Raw genomic sequence first — 16,427 nt, forward strand, 5'->3', positions numbered from 1 at the left:
ATATTCTACCACTTGCCTACCAATGGCAGGCCGTTATACACTTGGGGCCATGCGGGCCAGGGCCCTTTTGGAGGAGGCGGTGGCCAGGGGTGTGGTTTCTGGGGCAGCCCTTGGGATAGTCCATGCGGATGGCCGTAAGGAGGTCTTCCACCTGGGGTTGGCCCAAAGGATACCCGAACCGGTTCCCCTGGAGGAGGGTTTCTACTTTGACCTGGCGAGCCTTACCAAACCGCTTTTCACCTTGCGGGAGGTGCTGAGGGCGGTGGAGGAGGGCCTTTTGGATCTGGATGACCCCCTCTCCCAGCACCTCCCCGAGATGCTCTGGCTTCAGGACCATCCCCTTAAGGGGGTAAGCGTGCGGACTCTTTTGGCCCATACAGCGGGCCTCCCCGCCTGGGAGGCTTTGTACACCTGGGGGGAAGGGGAGGTTTTAAAGGCCCGGGTGCTCCAGCACCCCTGGCCCTTGGGCGAACCTCAGTACTCGGATATCGGCTACATTCTCCTGGGCCTTCTCCTGGAACGCCTAAGGGGTAAGCCCCTTGGGGCGTTCCCTTTACCCCCTGGCCTTAGCTTCTCCCCGCCTCCGGAGCGGAGCGTGGCCACGGAGCTTTGCCCCTGGAGGAAGCGGGTGCTCCGGGGAGAGGTGCATGATGAAAACGCCTTTGCCCTTGGGGGGGCGGCCGGGCATGCAGGGTTTTTCGGCACCCTGGAGGGCGTTCTGGACCAGCTTGCGGCTATCCTGGGGGGCACCTGGCTTTCCCGGGCAGCCCTGGAGGAAATGCAGAGGCCCCACGGGGAAAGGCTTTTGGGTTGGGAGAGGAAGAGGCCTGGCTGGCAAGGGGGGAGCCTGGCTTCGGAAAAGGCTTTCGGCCACACGGGCTTCACCGGGGTGGGGGTGTGGGTGGACCCGGAGCGGGGGTACGCCTGGGCTCTTTTGACCAACGCCGTGCACCCGACCCGGCACCGGTCCTCCCTGGCCCCCCTGCGCCGGGCGGTGGGAAATGCCCTGGCTGCGGAGGTGGTATGACGGAAGGCGTGGCCCAGCGCTACCGGGACCTGGACCTCTGGCCCGCAGGGGAGGTCCTCGAGGCCCTTTACGAGGCCCAGCTCCGGGCCGTGGCCGCCCTTAAGGAGGCCCTTCCTGCCCTGGAGAAAGCCGCCGGGGCCGCGGTGGAGCGTCTACGGGCAGGGGGCTACCTGGCCTACGCCGGGGCAGGGACCAGCGGGCGGCTGGCGGTGCTGGATGGGGTGGAGCTCCTGCCCACCTTTGGCTTCAGCCGGGTGCGCTTCCTCTTGGCCGGTGGGGAAAGGGCCTTTTCCGAGGCGGTGGAAGGCGCGGAGGACGACCTCGAGGGGGGGCTAACCCTGGGAAGGAGTGTGGCTCCCCAGGATGTCCTCCTGGCGGTGGCGGCCAGCGGCCAGACTCCCTTTACCCTCGGGGTGCTGCGGGGGGCCAAGGAACAGGGAGCCCTGACCGTGGCCCTGGCCAACAACCCGGGAACTCCCCTCCTTCTGGAGGCGGACCATCCCATCCTTCTCAACACCGGGCCCGAGCCCATCGCCGGGAGCACCCGCCTGGGGGCAGGCACGGCCCAGAAGGTGGCCCTGAACCTCTTTTCCACCCTGGTGATGGTGCGTTTGGGCCGGGTTTATGGGAACCGTATGGCTCGCATGCGGGTGCAAAACGCCAAGCTCCGGACCCGGGCTGCGGAGATGGTGAAGGAAATGGCGGGGGTTTCCGGGGAGGAAGCGAAGAGGCTTCTGGAAGCCTACCGGGACCCCGCCTTGGCGGCCTTGGTGGCCTTGGGGCTGGGGGCGGAGGAAGCCCTGGCCCTCCTGGAGGAAAAGGGGGTCAGGGGGGCTTTGGCGGAGGTGAGGAGGTGAGGCTTTTGGCCATCCTGGCGGGAATGGGTATGGCGGCGGCCCAGGCGGGCAACTTTCTCATCGTGAGCTTCAAGGGGGAAGAGGTGCCGGTGGCCCTTCTCAAGGAGATCCGCCCCGCCGGGGTCATCCTTTACCCCTCCAACCTCCGCCGGGATCCCCAGGGGGTGGTGGCCCGTCTCAGGGCCTTGGATCCCAACCTTCTTCTCCTGGTGGACCAGGAGGGGGGACCCTTTACCTCCTACCGGGAGGGGGTGGTGCGCTTCCCCTCGGCCATGGCCCTTTCCGCCAGCGGGGATGAGGGCCTGGTGGAGCGGGTGGGTTGGGCCCTGGGGTGCCAGGTGCGGCGGCTTGGGGCGGATGTGAACCTGGCGCCGGTTCTGGACGTGAACACCAACCCCGACAACCCCATCATCGGCCTTCGCTCCTTCGGCGCCGACCCCGAGCGGGTGGCCCGCATGGGCTTGGCCTTTGCCCGGGGGGTTTTGCGCTCCGGGGCGAAGCCCGTGGGCAAGCACTTCCCCGGGCATGGGGACACGGGGGTGGACTCCCACCTGGACCTGCCCCGGGTGGATAAGCCCAAGGAGGCCCTGGAGGGGGCGGAGCTCCTTCCCTTCCGCCGCTACGTGGCCGCGGGGATGCCAGCTCTCATGACCGCCCACATCCTCTTTCCCGCCTTGGATCCCAAATACCCCGCCACCCTTTCGGCCAAAATCCTCACAGGCTTGCTCCGGAAGGAGATGGGCTTTGCCGGGGCCATCCTTACCGATGACATGGCCATGGGGGCCATCAAGCGCCACTACGGGGCGGGGGAGGCGGCGGTTCTAGCCGTGAAGGCCGGGGCTGATTTGCTCCTGCTGGAACCCGATGAGGCGGCCATCCGGGAGGTGCACGCCCGGCTTTCCAAGGCCCTGGGCCAGGAGATTCCCCTTTCCCGGGCGGAGGAGGCCAGAAGGCGGGCTCAGGGCCTTAAGGCAGGCCAGGGGGAATGCCCTTTCACCCCGAAGGAGGAGGAGGCTTTGGCCCTCGAGGCGGCCCGGCGGGGCGTGGTGCACCGCTTTGGCCCCCTGCCCATACCCGGTCAGGGAACCTTGGTCTTGGGCCTGAGGATCTCCGACCGCTACGGAGCGGAGCCCACCCTGGCGGACCTTGCCCCCCAGTACCTTCCCGGAAGCCGGGGGCTCATCCTTTCGGAGGATCCCACCCCGGTGGAGATCCAGAAGGCCTTGGCGGAGGCCAGGAAGGCGGAGCGCCTGGTGGCCTCTACCTACCGCTGGCTTGGCGGTTTCAAGGAGGGGCAAAGGACCTTGGTGAAGGAGCTCCTGGCCCTGGGCAAACCCCTATACCTGGTGGCCTTGGGCAACCCCGACGACCTTCGCTTCCTTCCAGGGAGGCCCACGGGCTATCTGGCTACCCACGGCTACCGCGCGGTCCAGGTCCGGGCCGCGTTGGAGGCCCTCGCAGGGGTGTATGCCCCTACGGGGCAATGGGTCTTTGGAGGTGAACCATGAGAAGGTGGGTTGTGGCTGTTTTGGCGGTGCTCCTAGGGCTTGCGTCTGCCCAGAAGCTGGTCCTGGCCAGCTGGGGGAGCCAGGAGGAGATCAAGGCATACCAGGAGGTGCTTAAGGTCTTCCAGGAGAGGAACCCGGGTATCCAGGTGGAGTACATCAACATCCCCTCCGGGGAGTACCTGGCCAAGATCACCGCCATGATGGCGGCCGGTACCCCGCCGGATGTCTTCTTCCTCAACAACATAGACTTCCCGGGGATGGCCTCGAGGGGCGTGCTGGCTCCCCTGGATGCCTTTATCCAGCGGGACAAGTACCCCACCGCCGATATCTTCCCGGGCATCCTCAAGGCCTTCCAGTGGGAGGGGAAGCAATATGGCCTGCCCCGGGATGTGTCCAACCTGGTGGTCTTCTATAACCGCACCCTCCTCCGGAAGGCGGGCCTGCCCGATCCCAAGCCCGACTGGACCTGGGAGGATTTCCTCCGCTACGCCAAGGCCCTCACCGTGGAAAAGGATGGCAAAAGGGTCCAGTGGGGGGTTTCCTTCCAGACCTTCTACCTCTTCTGGGAACCCTGGGTCTGGAGTGCGGGCGGGCGGTTTTATGCCCCTGACCACAGCCGGTTCCTGCTGAATAGCCCGGCGTCCCTGGAGGGCTTGCAGTTTTATCTGGACCTCCGCTACAAGCACCACGTGGCCCCCACTCCCGAGGAGGCCCAGGACCGCGGGGCCTTCACCATGTTCCTGAACGGACAGACGGGGATGATCGTGGACGGGCGCTGGCGGGTACCCACCCTTAAGGCCCGGGCCAAGTTCGACTTTGACGTGGTGCCCTTTCCCCGGGGCAAGGCAGGAAGCATCGTGGACATAGACGGCTCCGGCTGGGTGATGGCGGCCGGTTCCAGGAACCCGGAGGCCGCTTGGAAGCTCCTTTCCTTCCTGGCTGGCCCTGAGGCCAGCCGCATCTTCACCAGGACCGGGCTCATCATCCCCGCCCGGGGGGTAGATGTGAAGAATGTGGACCGCAGCATCCAAAGCCTCAAGGACTTCTTCGTGCCCCCGCCTCCCAAGAACCAGCAATACTTCCTCACGGTAAACCGCACGGCAAGGCCCACGGAAACCTTCGAGCGCTGGAACGAGGCCCTGCAACTCATCAACAAGGCCTTGGAACCCGTGTGGCAGGGTAAGGCGGAGCTGAAGGCGGCCCTGGACGGCGTGGCCCCCCAGGTGCAGAAGATTCTGGACGAGGTCCAGGCGGAGCGCAAGAAGCGCTAGACCCTAAGGCCAGGAGGCCCCCATGCGTGCCTACTACCGATTCCCCCTCCTCTTCCTCCTGCCCTCCTTGGTGGGCTTCCTGGCCTTCAACCTGGGGCCCATCCTCACCAGCCTCCTCCTTTCCTTCGTCGCCTACGATGGGTTAAGACCCCTTGGCCTGGCCACCTTCCGGGAGAGCTGGGTGGGCTTGGAGAACTACCGCCAGCTCCTCGAGGACCCCGTCTTCCACAAGGCTTTCTTCAACACCCTTTTCTACGTGGCGGTGGCGGTGCCCTTGGAGATCGTGTTGGCCTTGCTCCTGGCTTTGGGCTTGAACCGCCCTTGGCCCGGGGTGCGGTTCATCCGCACCCTCTACCTCCTGCCCACGGTGACCAGCGTGGTGGCGGTGGGCCTCCTTTGGCGCTGGATCCTGAACCCCACCGTGGGGCCAGTGAACCTCTTCCTGCGCTGGGCGGGGGAGAGGATGGAGGGTGTCTATGGCCTTTTGGGGTTAACCCCTCCCTCGTGGGTGGCGTGGCTGGCCCGGGAGGGACCCGGATGGCTTTCCGATCCAGCCTGGGCCATGTGGGGGGTGATCCTGGCCTCGGTGTGGGCGGGGGTAGGGTTAAGGATGCTGATCTTCCTGGCGGGACTGCAGAACATCAACAAGGAATACCTGGAGGCGGCCAGCCTGGACGGGGCCAACAACCTGCAGCGCTTCTTCTACGTGGTTTTGCCCCTCCTTTCCCCCACGGTGTTTCTGAACACCCTTCTCGCCATGATCGGCGGTTTCCAGGTGTTCGGCCTGGTGTACACCATGACCGGGGGAGGGCCCTTGGATTCCACCAACGTGCTGATGCTTTACCTGTACCGCAAGGCCTTCGGCGTCTTTCCCTTCGAGATGGGGTATGCTTCGGCCATCGCCTGGGTCCTCTTCCTCATCCTGTTTGCCCTCACCTACCTGCAGTGGACCCTGCGCAAGCGGTGGGTGGTGGAGGAAGCATGAGGCTTTTGGGGAAGCTCTGGGATTCCCTCGTCTACCTGGTCCTCCTGGTCGGGGGGGTGAGCATGCTGGTGCCCTTCTTCTGGATGATCTCCACCAGCCTGAAGGCGCCGGGGGCGGTCTTTGACCTCCCTGTGGAGGTCTGGCCCAAGGAGCTCCACTGGGAAAACTACCAGCGGGTCCTCACCAGCGTGCCCTTCGGCCGCTGGTACCTGAACTCCTTGGTGGTGGCCTTGGGCCTCACTTTCCTGAACCTGACCAGCGGGGCCATGGCGGGTTATGCCTTCGCCCGCTTCCGTTTTAGGGGACAGGGGGCCTTGTTCCTCCTCTTCCTCGCCACCCTGATGATCCCCGTGCACGTGCTCATCATCCCCCTTTTCATCCTCATGCGGAACCTGGGCTGGGTGGACACCTACTACGCCCTTATTCTTCCCGGCCTCTTCGATGCCTTCGCCATCTTCCTCATGCGTCAACACTTCCTGCACCTGCCCAGGGAGCTGGAGGAGGCGGCCATCATGGACGGGGCTACTCCCTGGCAGGTGTACTGGAAGGTGGCCCTGCCCCTGGCAGCCCCCGCCTTGGCCACCTTGGGTACCTTCACCTTTTTGGCGGGCTGGAACAGCTTCCTCTGGCCCCTTATCGTCACCAACTCCTTGGAGATGCGCCCCCTAACCGTGGGCTTGGCGGTCTTCCAGGGGCAGTTTTCCACGGAGTGGACGGTACTCATGGCCGGGCTTACCCTGGGCACCATTCCGCCCATCCTGGTCTTTCTCCTGGCCCAGCGCTACTTCATCCAGGGCCTTACCCTGGGAAGCCTGAAGGGGTAGCATGCTGGATCCAACCTTTCAAAGAGCCTTGCTAGAAGCCCTGGATCGGTATCCCACGCCCTTTTACGCCTACGACTGGGGGCGGGTACGGGCCCAGCTGGCGCGCCTGAGGGAGGCCTTCCCCTTTGCCCGTTTTTTCTACGCACTGAAGGCCAACCCCCGTCTTGGGCTTCTTCGGCGCCTCAGGGCCCTTGGCCTCGGGGCCGAGGCGGTTTCCCTGGGGGAGGTGCTCCGGGCCTACCGGTCGGGCTTTGGCCCGGACCAGGTGGTGTGGAACGGTCCGGTTAAGACCCCGGAGGCCCTTACCGCCCTAAAGGGGCGGGAACCCCTTGTGGTCCTGGACTCCGAAGGGGATGTGGGGCGGGTGGCCCGGTACCTTCCCGGGGCCAGGGTGTTGTTGCGGGTGAACCCGGACCTCCCGGTGAACACCCACGGGCACCTGGCCACGGGCAGGGGGGAAAGCCAGTTTGGGGTGTTGCCGGAGGCGGTGCCGGGGCTGGTGAGAACTATCCGGGAAAAGGGGTTAACCTTTTTGGGCCTCCATTTGCACCTGGGTTCGGCCTTGAGCCGGGTGGAGGATTTCCTGGAAGGCTACGGGGTCCTCGAGGCTCTTTATCCCCAGGTGGGGCCGGTGGCGGTCTTGAACCTGGGAGGGGGCTTCGGCTTGGACCTCCCCCTGGAGGCTCTCCAAGAACCCCTGAAGAGCCTGGCCCGGCTTTATGGGGCCCAGGTTTGGCTGGAGCCGGGAAGGTACCTGGTGGCCGAGGCAGGGGTCCTGGTGTCCAGGGTGGTGGGCCTGAAGGAAACCCGCAGGCGGTATGTGCTCCTGGATGCCGGGATGACCAGTCTCATCCGGCCTGCCCTTTACGGGGCCCGCCACCCCATCCTGCCCCTTTACCCTCGGGAAGGCCGGGAGGAAGGGATTTTTGACCTGGCGGGTCCCGCCTGCGAGGCAGGCGACATCCTGGAGCGGGAGGTGCGCCTGCCCGTGCCCCAGGAGGGGGAAGCCTTGGCTATCCTCGAGGCTGGAGCCTACGGGGCCAGCATGAGCCTTACCTACCTGGACACTCCAAGGCCCTTGGAGCTCCTTTGGACCGGGGCGGGGTGGGAGGTGCTTCGGACACGGGAGCCCTGGGAGCGGCTTTGGGAGGGGGAGGAGGCTTAGCCCCTTCACTCCAGCCGCCGGATCAACTTTCCTGTTTTGCCCTCCAGGGCTAAAAGCCACCATCCCTCCTGCGGAGGGCGGGGGAGGCTTAGGCCCTTGGGCACCGCTTGCCAGGTTCCTTGCCGGTACCGGGCCACCAGCGAGGCCTGTCCGTTATACCCGGGCAGAACCCGCCAGAGTACTCCGCCCTCCCCCCACCAGGCCCGCACCGGTCCCTGGCCCAGGCCCACCAGGTTTCCAGGACCCTGGTAGTAGGCCCAGGTGGCCGGGCTCAACACGGCGAGGCCTTCCGGGCCCACCTCCACCACCATGCCAGGAGCCAAGTAGGGAAGAAGGGAGGTGCGCACCCGCAGGGCCCGGCCGCCAACCCATAGGGTGTCCTCCTCAACCCCCTCCACCTGGCCGTAGTAACGGAGGGTGGGCCGGTTCTCCTCCTTGGCCTCGTCCCTGCGCTTTCTCCCCTCCTCGCCCTTCTTTTTCTCCCCTTCCTTCTCCTCTTCTCCCCACACCGGGGCCAAGAAGGCCACGGCCAGGAGGAGGAGCTTAACGAGAAAGGTTCGCCGCTTCACCGCGCCACCTCGGAAGCCTCAAGCGTACCCGTAAGCCCGGGCGGGCATTTTCCAGTTCCAGCTTCCCGCCCAGCCGCTTCACCCCTTGCTCCACCAAGGCCAAGCCCAGGCCTAGCCCTTCGCGCTCTTTACGCTCCCGGAAAAAGGGCCGGGTCAGGTGGGGCAGGGCTTCTTCCGTGACTCCGGGCCCATGATCCCTCACCTCTATGACCACCTCCTCCTTTCCCCCACCAAGCCCGATCTCCACGGGGGGTGCCCCGTGGCGAAGGGCGTTTTCCAAGAGGTTATCCAGCATCCTTTCCAGCAGAAGGGGATGGGCCAGGATCCAGGCTTGCTCGGCAGGTCCTGGGTCCATCTGGCCTGGCCCTGGGCCGCCTTCCTTGGAGGGAAGGCGCCGAAACCGCACTCCCGCCTGACCTTTCAGGTAGTCCCTCAGAAAGCTCGTAAGCTCCAGGGGCAGCAGGTCCACCTCCAGGTCCCCCTCCGCCCGGCTCAAGGCCAGGAGTCCCTCGAGGGTCCCTTCCATGCGGGCCAAGGCGCCTTCCAGGTGGGGGAGAACCTGTTCCAGGGGAAGAAGGCCTCCCTTGAGTGCCTCCACCTGGCTCCGTAGCACCGCCAGGGGGCTCCGAAGCTCGTGGGATGCGTAGCGGGTGAGGAGCTTTTCCCGTTCCAGCGCTCCCCGCACCGCTTCCACCAGGCGGTTGAAGCTATGGATGACCCGGGCGAGTTCCCGCTCCCGGACCGGGGCCAGGGGCTTGGGAAAGCGCAGGGCAGAGAGGCTTTCCACCGCTTGGGCCAGCTCCTGGAGAGGCCTGGAAAGAACCCCGGCGAAGTAGGACCCGAGAAGGGCGGCTAGGAGCAGCAGGGGCAAGAGGAGGCTCAGGCTTGCCCTGAGGTAGGTGCCAAGGGCTCGCCGGTACTCCTCAACCCGGAGGTGGACCTCCAGCACGTACTCCTTCCAGGGGACCTTGGCCGTGCGCCAGGCCTCTCCTTCCTTGGGGGCGAAGCCTCCTTCCAGAACGGGCACTCCATCCCGGGAAAGACGGAAGCCGAAGACGTAGTGGGTTCCCAGGAAGACATCCCCCTGCCTGAGCCTGGGGCCTGTTTCGGTGATTTCCAACGCTTTCAGGACCCGCCCCGTGACCTCCGAGAGATCCAAGGCGATGTCCCGCTCCACCAGGTTACGAAAGACCAGGTACCCCAGCAGGAGGGAGAGGAGGCCGATGGCGGCGGCCAAAAGGAAGAAGGCATAGGCTAAGCGCGCCCTCAGGCTCATGGCTTCCCCAGGCGGTAGCCCCCGGGTACCCGTTCCACCACCCAGGGGGCAAGGCTTTGACGGAGCTTTTGCACGTACACCCGGAGCACCGCATCCGTTTCGGCTCCCGGGAAGAGGCGCTCGAGGAGTTCCTCGCGGCTAAAAGTTCTGTCGGGGTGTTGCGCCAGAAGCTCCAGGAGGGCAAAGGCCTTGGGGGAAAGGGTCACCTCCCTCCCACCCAGGATCACCCGCCTGGCCACCAGGTCCACCTCGAGGGAACCCCTTCGCAGGATGCGCCCCTTGAAGTCGGCATGCCTGCGGGCGAGGGCCTTGATTCGGGCCAGGAGCTCCTCCAGGTGGAAGGGTTTTACCAGGTAGTCGTCCCCGCCCAGCTCCAGGCCATGGATTCGGTCCTCGAGGGCATCCCTGGCGGTGAGGAATAGGATGCCCCCGCGGAAGCCCCCTTGGCGCAGGGCCTCGGCGAAGCGGAAGCCCGCATCCTCCCCCTCGGGCAACATGATGTCCAGGATGAGGACATCGGGTTCCCCCTCGGCCAAGAGGCTCCAGGCTTCTTCCAGGTTCCTGGCCCCGAGGGCCTCGTACCGCTCCCGCCGCAAGAGGGCCAGGATGGGCTCCAGAATGCCTAGCTCGTCTTCCACCACCAAGATCCTCATGGCTTCCGGGCGTGAAGGGCTAAGGCTCCAAGAAGCCCAAGCCCACTCAAGGCTAGTGGGGCCAGGGGTGGGGGAGAGCCTTCCTTTTCCCCTTCCCTCAAAGGCCCGGGGTAGGCGGGGTATTCCCACCCCTCCTTGTCCACCAGCCGGACCACGGAAGGGGAGAAGGCCTCCAGGGCTTCCTGCATGTGCTCTACCAGGCCCAAAAGCCCTATGCCCCCCACCAGGAGGAGAAGCCCCGTGGCCCAAACCCTTCCTCTCGGGAACCCGAGGCCGAGGAGGATGGCCCCCGCTCCCATCCCGGCGGCTAAGGGTGCCAGGATGCGGATACCCTCCGTGTGGTCCGTCAGAACCAGCTCTGCTAAGACGGTGAGGAAACCCAAGCCGGTGAAAAGGGCCACCATATCGGGAAATCGCTTTTGCAGCACTTCGCCCATGACCTCCCTCCCTAGTCTCGCTTGCCCCAGGCTTTTCCGTCCAGCCCGTGACAGTAGGCGCAGAAGTTGGGGGGCAGGGTGACGTTAAAGGCCTTTTCGTCCTCCGGGTTTTGGATCAGGGCCAGCTGGGCCCGCTGGAAGGCCTGGACCTTCAGGGCCTCTTGAGATGAAAGGCTTGAAACTCCCCGGTGGCAGGTGGCGCACTCCCTGGCCCCTCCTTCCTCGGCCCACTTCCCGTGGCTTGAGGTGAAGTCCCGGCCGTGGCTTTTGGGAGCGTGGCACTGGGAGCAGGAGGCGTCGCCTTTGCGGCCCCATGCGGTGAAGATGGGGTCTTTAAGGGGGCTTTGGCTTCCCCGTAGGGCAGCAGGCTGGGTTTTACCGTCGTGGCAGGTGGCGCAGAACCGTCCTAGGGAGGTGGCCCCGTGGGGCTCGAGGGCTGGGACCTGGGCCCTGCTCTTCCATACCTTGTTCTCGTCCAGGACGGTGTGGCAGGTTTCGCAGGTGCTACCCTTGGCCCCCAGGGCCGCAAAGTGGCGTTCGTGGCTGAAGACCACACGGCCCACCTCCCGGGGCAGGTAGACCTTGACCAGGTCCTGGGGTGGCTGCCACTGCCTCTTGGGCTTGATCTGTCCCTGCTCCAGCTCCACGTACTGTCCAGGCACCACCGCAAGGCCAGGGGGAAGGGGAGAGCCATCCGAGAGGAAGGCCCTGTTCTGGTCTGCGTCCCAGCGCACATAGAGGTAGCGCTCTCCCTCGCTGGCTAGGGCCAAGCCCAAAAGGAGAAGGAGCCAAAGCCGCTTCACCTTGCCACCCCCTGGCCCTTGACCCGGACCACCACCCGGTCCTGGACCCGCATGCCCATGAAGCTGGGGGCCTTGAGCCCATAGTCGCTGAGGGGGAGCTCAAACTCGGCCTCAAAGCGCAGGGTTTGCCCCCCTTGTTCCAAAGTGTAGCGGACGGGAACCGCTACCTTGCGCTCCACGCCGTGAAGGCTCAGGGTACCCTGGACTAGGCTCTGACCAGGATCAAAGCCCTGAATGTTCAGGCAGGCCCGGGGGTACCGGTCCACCTGGAACATTTCCCGGGTATGCCGGTCCCGTAAGGGTTCTGTGGAATCCCAGGCGGAAAGATCCAGGCAGACCCGTCCCTGTAGGAATCCTTTGGTAAGCTTAAAAACCACCTGCCCCTCGAGGGTAGGGTTGACCCCACGGAAAGCCCCCAGGGGAGCCCGGGCCTCGTAGAGGGTCTCCCCGCTCACCTGGTAGGTGGCGGCCGCGGCCCATCCCAGTAGGAAAAGAAGCGCTATTCCCCGCAACATCGCCTTACCTCCCACCTCGAGGTTAGAAGGAAAGCGTAAACGGGGCGTAAGCAAGGGGCGGGGCCTTGGCCCCGCCCCCAGGCCCTTATGCCTAGCGGCCCTTAAGCTCCACCTTCTCCGCGGCGATGGTGGTTCCCGAAAGAGTCCCTTTTACCTCCACGCGGTCTCCGTTCTGCAAGAGGGCGAAGAAGTCCGCCCGGCTATAGGCTTGGTCGCGCCACTCAAAGCGGGTAGCCTCTGTGGTGGTCACGGTATATCCCAGTAGCTGGAAGGTGTAACTGGTGGCATCCAGGTGGGAAACTGGGCCCTCCCACTCCTCCATCCCCTCGCCGTCCTGGCTGGTTTTCACCTCCACCTTGACGGCATAGTAGCGCATATCGGCATCGGTCCGGGTGGGGTCGTACTGCACCTCCACGTAGTCCCCCACCTGGATGTCGGTGAAGGCGATGGGGCCGTCGGGGTCATCGCGTTTGAGGACGGTGTTGGCGTCCACGTAGAAGCCAAGGCTCCCCAGGGAGAAGGTATTGCCCTGGTGATCTATGGCGCTTACCGTTCCCTTGGCCTCCGCCTTGGCCGGGTAGCTCTTGGGGTACTTTACCTTCACCAGTTGGGCGTGGAAGAGGGTAGGGTCGTTGGCATCCACCTGGCCCTTGGCCTCCACGTAGGCCCCGTCAACCAAAGTGCCCACCACGTTGGCGGCGCTATAGTCCACGGTGTAGCCAAGGAGCTGGAAGGTCTTTTGGGTGGGATCGAGCCCGAGGATGGGTCCTTCCAGCTCCACCCGCCTCGAGGCTCCGAACTGGTTGTTCCCCGAGGTCTTGAACACCACCTTTGTAGCCTGAATGAGGGTACCGGAAAGGGTTCCCTTCACCTCCACCCACGCCCCCTCCCTGGGGGTTCCCACCACATGGGCTTGGCCGTAGTCCACCGTGTAGCCGTTCAGGGTGAAGTGCTTGGCCGGCTCATCCAGGTTGGTGGCCCGGCCTTCCAGCTCCACCTCGTTGTTTCCCCTGGGGTGGCGTTCAATATAAGTGGCGAGGATGCCGGTTTCTGTAGTGGTTCCCTGGACCTCCACCACATCTCCTATTGCGAGATCGGCAAGGAGCAGGGTGCGGTAGGAACCCCCCACCTTTTCATAAATCCGGGTGTTGGCATCGGTGAGGACCTGTTGGCCAAGGACCGTGAGGGTTCCGGCGTTCACGTCCAGGGCAGCGATGGGGCCTTTGAGTTCTACCTGCACCTCGAGGCTCTGGAGGCGGAGGGTGTTTCCTTGGTCAGTGCCCTGAGCCACCACCACCATACCCGGCAGGACCGAGCCGCCATAGGGTTCCCCCTCCTTGGTCAGGGATGTTCCTTGCAGGTCCAAGGGCTTCCCCAGAAGGGTGGGCTTGGTTTCCGTGCCCCCCACCACCCCCGCCACCTGGACTGCCTGGGGAATGGACCCCGAGGGGTTCAGCTGGCAGGATGCCAGGATGGCTAGGCCCAGCGCCAGCCAGACCAGCCGCGAAAAGCGCACCTCCTTAGCCATGGTTCACCTCCGGTAGCCACCCTAACCCATTCCCGTAAACGGATCGTAAACGCCCGGTACCCCACCCACCTGGGCCTAGACCTTCAGAAGGCCAAAAAGGGGCCAGTGCTCCTTGATTAGCTCCGGGTGCCACTGGACCCCCAGGAAAAGGGGATGCCCATCCAGGGCTACCGCCTCCACCAGGCCGTCCGGGGCCAGGGCGATGGGCTTTAAGCCCTCTCCCAGGTCCTTGATTCCCTGGTGGTGGTAGGAGTTCACCCGGAAGCTAGGGGGGAAGAGGCGGGCGAGGGGGCTTTCGGCCACCAGCTTCATCCCGTGGGCCAGGGCAGGAGGGGGACTTTTTTCGGTGTGCTGGATCTCCCGGAAGCCCTGGGCCTCGAGGTCCTGGTAAAGGGTTCCCCCCATGGCCACGTTCATCACCTGGATTCCCCGGCATATCCCCAGGGTGGGAAGCCCCTTCTCCGCCGCGTAGCGGGCCAGGAAAAGCTCGTGTTCGTCCCGCTCGGGGCTTACCTCGCCAAGCCTGGGATGGGGTTCCTCGCCATAGCGCTGGGGATCCACATCCCCTCCCCCAGGCAAGAGGAGGCCGTCCAGGTGGGGGAGGATCCTCTCCAAGGCCTCCGGGCCCTGGGGTGGAAGGAGCACATAGGCCAGGCCCTGGGAGGAGAGGGCTTCCAGATAGAACTCCAGAAGGCCCCAGAATCTTTTCGCCAGGAGGCCCTCGGCCATGCGGTACTGGGTGGCGACACCGATGAGGCGCATGGCTTCATGCTACGCCAGGTGGAGGGTTGCCTGCCGGGGTGGAGGCAGTATTATGGAAGCGCTTCTATGCGGGTAGGCAAGGGAGGCAATATGGGAAGAATCCTGGCGGTGTGGGTATGGCTTAGCCTGGCCCTGGCGGTCCCGGTGACCTTCCGCTACACACCTCCTTCGGGCCTCGAGGTGCGCTCGGTAAGCCTCCGGGGCTCCTTCAACAGCTGGGGGGAAACCCCCATGCGGAAGGAGGACGGATCCTGGGCGGTAACCGTGGACCTGGATCCAGGGGAGCACCAGTACAAGTTCTTCATCAACGGCCAGTGGCCCAGGGACATGTGCAACGATCCCACCTTCGGCACGCCCATGGTGGACCCGAAGGCGGCAGGGTGTGTGGACGATGGCTTTGGGGGTCAGAACGCCGTGATCGTGGTCCAGGCCCCGGTAGCCCCCACCCCTCCTGCGGGGCCTGTGGCCCTGGACTTCACCCATGGTCCGTTGGACGCCCAGTATGTGTCCCATGCCGACGGCAAGCTTTCCGTGCGCTTCCGGGCAGGGGAGGGGGCGGTGGCGGCCGCCTGGGTGGAGGTGCAGGGAAAGAGGCTCCCCATGCACCTGCAGCTGAGTTTTCCGGGAAGCGAGGTTTGGCGTGGGACCTTACCTGGAGGCGTGGGAGCCTACCGCATCCTGGTGCGGACCCAGGATGGCAAGGAGGAGGTGTTCGGCCCCTTTAACCCTCCCGAAAGGCCCTTCGCCGAGGTGGCCTGGGTGGGCGAGGGGGTGGGTTATCAGATCTTCCCCGAGCGCTTCTACAACGGGGATTCCAGCAACGACGCCCTGGCCCTGGAAACCGATGAGTACCGCTTTAACCAGGTGTGGCAGCGCTCCTCTGGGCCCAAGCCCCATCTTTCCCACTGGAGCGATCCCCCCTCCCCCCTGCACTGCTGCCACCAATACTTCGGGGGGGATCTTGCCGGGGTGCTGGCCAAGCTTCCTTACCTGAAGGCCCTGGGGGTTAGCGTCCTCTACCTGAATCCCATCTTTGATTCCGGGTCGGCCCACGGCTACGACACCCACGACTACCTCAAGGTTTCCCCCAAGTTCGGCGACAAGTCCCTCTTGCGCAAGCTGCTGGACGAGGCCCACCGCCTCGGCATGCGGGTGATCTTTGACTTCGTCCCCAACCACACTGGCCTGGGCTTTTGGGCTTTTCAGGATGTGGTAAAGAGGGGTCCCCGTTCCCCTTACTGGAACTGGTACTTCATCAAGCGGTGGCCCTTTGTGCCGGGTGACGGATCGGCCTACGAGGGATGGTGGGGGTTAGGGAGCCTGCCCAAGCTGAACACTGCAAACCCCGGGGTGAAGCGCTACCTGATCGAGGTGGCCAAGTACTGGGTACGCTTCGGCTTTGACGGGGTGCGGGTGGATGTGCCCGGGGATGTGCTAAATCCTCACGCTTTCTTTAAGGAAATGCGGGCCGAACTGAAGGCCATCAAGCCCGACGCCTACCTGGTGGCGGAGATCTGGCAGAGGGATCCTAGCTGGCTTCGGGGGGATGAGTTTGACTCCCTGATGAACTACGCCATCGGCCGGGATATCCTCCTCCGCTTTGCTAAGGGGGGAAGCCTAGCCCTGTACAACGCCCGCCGAGCCTTGGCGGACCTAGCCCGGGTTTACGCCCTTTACCCGGAGGCGGTGGCCGGGATGGGCTTCAACTTGATCACCTCCCACGATACGGCCCGCCTCCTTACCGAGCTTGGGGGCGGGGGCCTGAAGGACGTTCCCAGCCCGGAAGCCAGGGCCCGGCAGCGGCTTGCGGCGGCCATGCTCTACGCCCTTCCCGGCCTCCCCGTAACCTTCCAGGGGGATGAGTGCGGTTTCACCGGGGAAAGGCCGGCCGACCCCCCTCACGAGCTCAACCGGTATCCCTTCCAGTGGGAGAAATGCCATGGGGAAACCCTGGCCTTTTACCAGGAGCTGGCGGGGCTGCGCCGGGAGCTTGCGGCCCTCAGGAGCGCCGTGTTCCGGACCTACTTCGGAGAGGGCCATCTTCTGGCCTTCTTCCGGGGTGAGCCGGGAGAAGGGGAGGTGCTTGCCGCCTTCAATAACGGGGTGGAGGCCGTCACCTTGCCCTTGCCTCCTGGGGGCTGGCGGGATCCCCTCGAGGGGCGCACCTACCGGAAGGAAGTGAGCCTACCCCCCCTGGGCTTCCGGTACCTGGTCCACCTGGGGCGGTAGGGGGTTTGGCGGTAGCCC

General features: G+C 65.0%; 16 protein-coding genes. 8 read left to right on the forward strand and 8 right to left on the reverse strand.

All coding sequences use genetic code 11. The annotated features are described in order from the left end of the window. Positions 1–49 precede the first annotated feature (49 nt). The 7 genes from KQ693_RS08360 to lysA are packed head-to-tail and all read left to right on the forward strand — an operon-like array spanning position 50 to position 7,637. A complete protein-coding gene (locus tag KQ693_RS08360) occupies positions 50–1,027 on the forward strand; it encodes a serine hydrolase domain-containing protein (RefSeq protein ID WP_267260914.1) in 978 nt (325 codons plus the stop codon). After that, on the forward strand, positions 1,024–1,884 hold the full coding sequence (locus KQ693_RS08365) for an N-acetylmuramic acid 6-phosphate etherase (RefSeq protein WP_267260915.1): 861 nt from the start codon (positions 1,024–1,026) through the stop codon (positions 1,882–1,884). The genes KQ693_RS08360 and KQ693_RS08365 overlap by 4 nt, the downstream gene beginning before the upstream one ends. Beyond that, positions 1,881–3,392 carry a glycoside hydrolase family 3 N-terminal domain-containing protein gene (locus KQ693_RS08370; protein WP_267260916.1) on the forward strand — a complete coding sequence of 504 codons (1,512 nt, stop codon included), beginning with the start codon at positions 1,881–1,883 and terminating at the stop codon, positions 3,390–3,392. The genes KQ693_RS08365 and KQ693_RS08370 overlap by 4 nt, the downstream gene beginning before the upstream one ends. Beyond that, a complete protein-coding gene (locus KQ693_RS08375; RefSeq protein WP_135255833.1) occupies positions 3,389–4,663 on the forward strand; it encodes an ABC transporter substrate-binding protein in 1,275 nt (424 codons plus the stop codon). The genes KQ693_RS08370 and KQ693_RS08375 overlap by 4 nt, the downstream gene beginning before the upstream one ends. Positions 4,664–4,685: 22 nt before the next feature. Then, positions 4,686–5,648 (forward strand): carbohydrate ABC transporter permease, encoded by a 963-nt coding sequence (locus KQ693_RS08380; RefSeq protein ID WP_267260917.1) that lies wholly within the window; start codon positions 4,686–4,688, stop codon positions 5,646–5,648. Continuing rightward, positions 5,645–6,472 (forward strand): carbohydrate ABC transporter permease, encoded by an 828-nt coding sequence (locus tag KQ693_RS08385; RefSeq protein WP_135255835.1) that lies wholly within the window; start codon positions 5,645–5,647, stop codon positions 6,470–6,472. The genes KQ693_RS08380 and KQ693_RS08385 overlap by 4 nt, the downstream gene beginning before the upstream one ends. 1 nt (position 6,473) lies before the next feature. Continuing rightward, complete coding sequence (gene lysA, locus KQ693_RS08390) at positions 6,474–7,637, forward strand: diaminopimelate decarboxylase (RefSeq protein ID WP_267260918.1); 1,164 nt, start codon at positions 6,474–6,476, stop codon at positions 7,635–7,637. A 5-nt stretch (positions 7,638–7,642) separates the two neighbouring features. Here the strand turns inward: lysA and KQ693_RS08395 are convergent, their stop codons facing one another. The 8 genes from KQ693_RS08395 to KQ693_RS08430 form a co-directional block, all read right to left on the reverse strand. Further along, positions 7,643–8,206 carry a hypothetical protein gene (locus tag KQ693_RS08395; protein ID WP_267260919.1) on the reverse strand — a complete coding sequence of 188 codons (564 nt, stop codon included), beginning with the start codon at positions 8,204–8,206 and terminating at the stop codon, positions 7,643–7,645. Next, on the reverse strand, positions 8,181–9,482 hold the full coding sequence (locus KQ693_RS08400) for a HAMP domain-containing sensor histidine kinase (protein ID WP_015716988.1): 1,302 nt from the start codon (positions 9,480–9,482) through the stop codon (positions 8,181–8,183). Before KQ693_RS08400 ends, KQ693_RS08395 begins: the two co-directional genes overlap by 26 nt. Further along, positions 9,479–10,135, reverse strand: coding sequence for a response regulator transcription factor (locus tag KQ693_RS08405; protein ID WP_015716989.1), 657 nt, complete (start codon positions 10,133–10,135; stop codon positions 9,479–9,481). Before KQ693_RS08405 ends, KQ693_RS08400 begins: the two co-directional genes overlap by 4 nt. Then, complete coding sequence (locus tag KQ693_RS08410; protein WP_041438249.1) at positions 10,132–10,572, reverse strand: hypothetical protein; 441 nt, start codon at positions 10,570–10,572, stop codon at positions 10,132–10,134. Before KQ693_RS08410 ends, KQ693_RS08405 begins: the two co-directional genes overlap by 4 nt. Before the next feature lie 11 nt (positions 10,573–10,583). Next, positions 10,584–11,375, reverse strand: a complete 792-nt coding sequence (locus tag KQ693_RS08415) for a cytochrome c3 family protein (RefSeq protein ID WP_015716990.1) — start codon at positions 11,373–11,375, stop codon at positions 10,584–10,586. Beyond that, positions 11,372–11,890 carry a YceI family protein gene (locus KQ693_RS08420; protein WP_015716991.1) on the reverse strand — a complete coding sequence of 173 codons (519 nt, stop codon included), beginning with the start codon at positions 11,888–11,890 and terminating at the stop codon, positions 11,372–11,374. The genes KQ693_RS08415 and KQ693_RS08420 overlap by 4 nt, the downstream gene beginning before the upstream one ends. A 91-nt stretch (positions 11,891–11,981) precedes the next feature. Further along, entirely contained in the window at positions 11,982–13,418 is a 1,437-nt protein-coding gene (locus tag KQ693_RS08425; RefSeq protein WP_015716992.1) for a DUF5666 domain-containing protein, read from the reverse strand. Positions 13,419–13,493: 75 nt separating this feature from the next. After that, positions 13,494–14,180, reverse strand: coding sequence for a gamma-glutamyl-gamma-aminobutyrate hydrolase family protein (locus KQ693_RS08430; protein ID WP_267260920.1), 687 nt, complete (start codon positions 14,178–14,180; stop codon positions 13,494–13,496). 90 nt (positions 14,181–14,270) lie between these two features. Between KQ693_RS08430 and KQ693_RS08435 the strand changes: the two genes are divergently transcribed. Next, positions 14,271–16,409, forward strand: coding sequence for an alpha-amylase family glycosyl hydrolase (locus KQ693_RS08435; RefSeq protein WP_267260921.1), 2,139 nt, complete (start codon positions 14,271–14,273; stop codon positions 16,407–16,409). Positions 16,410–16,427: the final 18 nt, after the last annotated feature.

This window comes from Thermus brevis (assembly GCF_026427635.1).
In the GTDB taxonomy this organism is placed as follows: Bacteria; Deinococcota; Deinococci; order Deinococcales; family Thermaceae; genus Thermus; species Thermus antranikianii.

What these genes read in the sequence shown, in the direction of transcription:
- KQ693_RS08360 (WP_267260914.1), top strand. Translation starts at nt 50, where the DNA reads ATGCGGGCCAGGGCCCTTTTGGAGGAGGCGGTGGCCAGGGGTGTGGTT.
- KQ693_RS08365 (WP_267260915.1), top strand. Translation starts at nt 1,024, where the DNA reads ATGACGGAAGGCGTGGCCCAGCGCTACCGGGACCTGGACCTCTGGCCC.
- KQ693_RS08375 (WP_135255833.1), top strand. Translation starts at nt 3,389, where the DNA reads ATGAGAAGGTGGGTTGTGGCTGTTTTGGCGGTGCTCCTAGGGCTTGCG.
- KQ693_RS08380 (WP_267260917.1), top strand. Translation starts at nt 4,686, where the DNA reads ATGCGTGCCTACTACCGATTCCCCCTCCTCTTCCTCCTGCCCTCCTTG.
- KQ693_RS08385 (WP_135255835.1), top strand. Translation starts at nt 5,645, where the DNA reads ATGAGGCTTTTGGGGAAGCTCTGGGATTCCCTCGTCTACCTGGTCCTC.
- lysA (WP_267260918.1), top strand. Translation starts at nt 6,474, where the DNA reads ATGCTGGATCCAACCTTTCAAAGAGCCTTGCTAGAAGCCCTGGATCGG.
- KQ693_RS08400 (WP_015716988.1), bottom strand. Translation starts at nt 9,482, where the DNA reads ATGAGCCTGAGGGCGCGCTTAGCCTATGCCTTCTTCCTTTTGGCCGCC.
- KQ693_RS08405 (WP_015716989.1), bottom strand. Translation starts at nt 10,135, where the DNA reads ATGAGGATCTTGGTGGTGGAAGACGAGCTAGGCATTCTGGAGCCCATC.
- KQ693_RS08410 (WP_041438249.1), bottom strand. Translation starts at nt 10,572, where the DNA reads ATGGGCGAAGTGCTGCAAAAGCGATTTCCCGATATGGTGGCCCTTTTC.
- KQ693_RS08420 (WP_015716991.1), bottom strand. Translation starts at nt 11,890, where the DNA reads ATGTTGCGGGGAATAGCGCTTCTTTTCCTACTGGGATGGGCCGCGGCC.
- KQ693_RS08425 (WP_015716992.1), bottom strand. Translation starts at nt 13,418, where the DNA reads ATGGCTAAGGAGGTGCGCTTTTCGCGGCTGGTCTGGCTGGCGCTGGGC.
- KQ693_RS08430 (WP_267260920.1), bottom strand. Translation starts at nt 14,180, where the DNA reads ATGCGCCTCATCGGTGTCGCCACCCAGTACCGCATGGCCGAGGGCCTC.
- KQ693_RS08435 (WP_267260921.1), top strand. Translation starts at nt 14,271, where the DNA reads ATGGGAAGAATCCTGGCGGTGTGGGTATGGCTTAGCCTGGCCCTGGCG.